Consider the following 3,566-nt stretch of genomic DNA (forward strand, 5'->3'; position numbering starts at 1 on the left):
AGGCCTGCCGGCCGCTTCGCGGTCGGCGGCGACGCCGCGCTGCCGATGCGCGTCCGCCGGCGCCGCGCCTGCCGCAAACGAAACGGGGAGCGAGTCCCGGTGCCGCGTCGCGGTCCGGTCCTGCGCTCCCCGTCGGGGCCGTGGCCGATGCGTCGGCCGCGGCGGGCGGATCAGTGGTCGTCGTCTTCGAGCAGTTCGGCGTAGTCGTCCGGCGAGAGCAGCTCGTTGAGCTGGTCCGGCTCGTCGATCTCGACGGTGTAGATCCAGCCTTCGCCGTAGGCGTCTTCGTTGATGGTCTCCGGCTTGTCGGCCAGCGCGGCGTTGACCGCGGTGACGGTGCCCGAGACCGGCGCGTACACGTCCGAAGCGGCCTTCACCGACTCCACCACCGCCGAGGCGTTGCCGGCCTCGACGCGGTCGCCGACGTTGGGCAGTTCGACGTAGACCAGGTCGCCGAGCAGGCCCTGGGCGTGGTCGGAGATGCCGACGGTGACTTTGCCGTCGCCTTCGACGCGGGCCCACTCGTGGGACTTCATGAACTTCAGATCGCCGGGAATTTCACTCATGGCTGGGGCCTCGGACGTTGCGGGGAGACGCGGATATTGGCGCGTAGTTTAACGATGCCGGCGCGTCGTGGGAGGGGGTGACGACGACCGGCGCGAGCGGGCGGAGCGATCGCTCAGCGCGACGGCCCGGCCGGGGCGAGGAACGGCGCGCGGCCGCTGCGCAGCGCCGCGCCGAGCGCGTCGACGCGATCCTGGCCCCAGAACGGCTCGCCGTTCAAGACATAGCCCGGCAGGCCGGGCAGGTCGACGGCGATCGCCGCGGCGGTGTTGGCCTGGTAGATCGCCGCGACCGCTTCGCCGCCGGCCGCGGCGAGGATCGCATCGGCATCGTGACCGGCGTCGCGCAACGCCCGCGCCAGCAGCGCGCGGTCGGCGATGTCCTCGTCCTGCGCCCAGATCGCGCGCAGCACCGATTCCATGTACTGCGCCGGATCGCGTCCGGCTTCGCACAGCGCGATCGCGCAGCGGTCGGCCAGGCCCGGATCGACCGGGAAGTGTTTCGGCGTCAGGTTCAGCGGCACGCCGCGCTCGGCGCGCGCGCGCTGCAGTTCGACCAGGCGGTAGCGCTGGCGCGCCGGCGCGCGCTGGCCCAGTGGCAGGCCGCCGTTGGCCGAGAACAGTTCGAAGATGCGCACCGGCTTGTAGGCCAGGCGCGCGCCGGTCTCGCGCGCCAGCGCCAGCAGCGGCGCGTGACCGAGGTAGACGTAGGGCGAGATCAGGCTGAAGTAGTAATCGACGACGACGCTCACGGTGGCAGCTCCATTCAGGTCGGCAGATCGGGGGGCGGCAGATCGGTGCAGTGGTCGATGGAAACAGATCGGTGCGTCGCTTGTGGTCGAAGAGCGTCGGGGCTGAAGCCCCTCCCACAAGAGCGGACGGCGCGACGGGGAGAAAAGTGTGGGAGGGCCTTCAGGCCCGACGCTCCTCTTCCGGCCGGCAACGGGCTGACGGCCCGGTCCGGCGACACACCGGACCGGCCGCCGATGCGATCAGCCCAGCACGCCGTCCTGCGCCTGGCCGTCGCGCACGAACGGGAACTTGACCACGCGCACCGGCACTTCCTTGCCGCGGATGTCCACGCGCACGTTGCCGGCCGCGCCGAGCGCGATCTCGCCGGCGGGCACGCGCGCGAACGCGATCGACTTGCCCAGGGTCGGCGAGAACGTGCCCGAGAGGATCTCGCCCTCGCCGTGCGCGGTCAGCACCTTCTGGCCGTGGCGCAGCACGCCCTTCTCGTCCATCACCAGGCCGATCATCTGCCGCGGCGCGCCGGCCGCCTTCTGCGCTTCGAGCTTGGCGCGGCCGATGAAATCACGGCCTTCGTCGAGAGACACCGTCCAGGCCAGCGCGGCCTCGTACGGCGAGACGGTGTCGTCCATGTCCTGGCCGTAGAGATTCATGCCCGCCTCCAGGCGCAGCGTGTCGCGCGCGCCGAGGCCGGCCGGCTTCACGCCCGCGGCGAGCAGCGCGTCCCACAGCGCCACCGCGCGGTCTTCGGGCACGATCACTTCGAAGCCGTCCTCGCCGGTGTAGCCGGTGCGGGCGACGAACAGTTCGATGCCGTCGGCGGTGCGCGCCTGGCCGGCGACGAACTTGCCGAGCTTGCCGATACGCGCGCGGTCGTCTTCGCGCAGCAGGCCGATCAGCTTCTCGCGCGCGTTCGGGCCCTGCACCGCGATCATCGACAGCTCCGGGCGCTCGGTGACGCTGACGCCGAACGCGGCGGCCTGCTGGCCGATCCACGCCAGGTCCTTGTCGCGGGTGGCGGCGTTGACCACCAGGCGGAAGTATTCCTCGTCGTGGAAGTAGACGATGAGGTCGTCGATGACGCCGCCGTCTTCGTTGAGCATGCAGGTGTACAGCGCCTTGCCCGACTTGTGCAGCTTGTCGACCGAGTTGGCGACCAGGCGGCGCAGGAACTCGCGCACGCGCGCGCCGCGCAGGTCGACCACGGTCATGTGGCTGACGTCGAACATGCCGGCGTCGCGGCGCACCTGGTGGTGTTCTTCGAGCTGCGAGCCGTAGCTGATCGGCATGTCCCAGCCGCCGAAATCGACCATCTTGGCGCCGAGTGCGCGGTGGGCGTCGTTGAGGATGGTCTTCTGGCTCATGGGCGCGGCCTGCTCTGCTGGTGGGGTGGGAGTCGGCGATTATCCCTCATGCGCGCGGCGTGCGGGTTTGCCGGATTTCGGTACCCCGGCGAATGGTGGGAGCGGCTTCGAGCATTGCCGGTGCGCCGGATGCGGGTTCGGCGCTGCGGGCAGGAAAGCGTCGGGGCTGAAGCCCCTCCCACAACAGCAGCATGGGGCCGAAGCCCTTCGCGCTTTTGTGGGAGGGGCTTCAGCCCCGATGCTTTTGTCACCGATGCGGCCGCACTACCGAGACCCGGCGAAACCCCGCCTCACTCCCCGTCGGGCCCTTCGTTGTAGCACTGCACCTCGGCGGTCTTGATCTCGACGAACTTGCCCTTGCCGCGATCCAGCCGCACCGCCCAGCGCACCGCGTCGAAGGTCTCGCGCGCGGCGGCGTTCTCGACCAGGGTGTCGACGATGGCGATCACGCCGGGATCGCCGGCGCCGTCGAACAGGCAGGTGGAAATCGACACGCGCTCGCCACGCTGCAGCCTGGGATAGGCGACCACGTCGGTGATCTTCCAGCGCGCCTCGTTGCCGGCGCGGCCGACCAGCTCGGCGGCGTAGAGCAGTTGCGAGCGGTCTTCGCTGTCGTCGATGGTGCCGATGCTGCGCGCGCAGATCTGCTCGGCGCTGCGGCCGCTGCCGACGCAGCCGCCGGTGTTGGAGCGGTAGCCGTCCGGATACGGCGGCACCACCCGGCCGATCCAGTCGCGCATCGCGGTCTTGCCGTCGTCGCGCACCGCCGGCGGGCGGCCGAGGATCGGCCCGCTCGGCGTCGCAGCAGCGCTCGGCGCGGGCGCGGCTTGCGCCGGCTTAGCCGGCGCGGATGCGTTCTGCGCGAGCTTGGCCGCAGCAGGCGGCGGGC

General features: G+C 71.1%; 5 protein-coding genes. All 5 read right to left on the bottom strand.

The annotated features are described in order from the left end of the window. Positions 1-170: 170 nt before the first annotated feature. Positions 171-566 carry a glycine cleavage system protein GcvH gene (gene gcvH / locus A7A76_RS20735; RefSeq protein ID WP_074864332.1) on the bottom strand — a complete coding sequence of 132 codons (396 nt, stop codon included), beginning with the start codon at positions 564-566 and terminating at the stop codon, positions 171-173. Positions 567-679: 113 nt separating this feature from the next. Further along, positions 680-1,315 carry a DsbA family protein gene (locus A7A76_RS20740; RefSeq protein ID WP_206413084.1) on the bottom strand — a complete coding sequence of 212 codons (636 nt, stop codon included), beginning with the start codon at positions 1,313-1,315 and terminating at the stop codon, positions 680-682. Positions 1,316-1,555: 240 nt separating this feature from the next. After that, positions 1,556-2,677, bottom strand: coding sequence for a glycine cleavage system aminomethyltransferase GcvT (gene gcvT / locus A7A76_RS20745; RefSeq protein ID WP_206413085.1), 1,122 nt, complete (start codon positions 2,675-2,677; stop codon positions 1,556-1,558). 39 nt (positions 2,678-2,716) lie between these two features. Then, positions 2,717-2,932 carry a DUF6053 domain-containing protein gene (locus A7A76_RS26970; RefSeq protein ID WP_428995212.1) on the bottom strand — a complete coding sequence of 72 codons (216 nt, stop codon included), beginning with the start codon at positions 2,930-2,932 and terminating at the stop codon, positions 2,717-2,719. Between the two features lie 35 nt (positions 2,933-2,967). Beyond that, positions 2,968-3,566: hypothetical protein (locus A7A76_RS20750; protein ID WP_206413086.1), on the bottom strand; the 599-nt coding region annotated here is incomplete at its 5' end.

Source organism: Lysobacter enzymogenes (genome assembly GCF_017168095.1).
Taxonomy (GTDB): domain Bacteria; phylum Pseudomonadota; class Gammaproteobacteria; order Xanthomonadales; family Xanthomonadaceae; genus Lysobacter; species Lysobacter enzymogenes_D.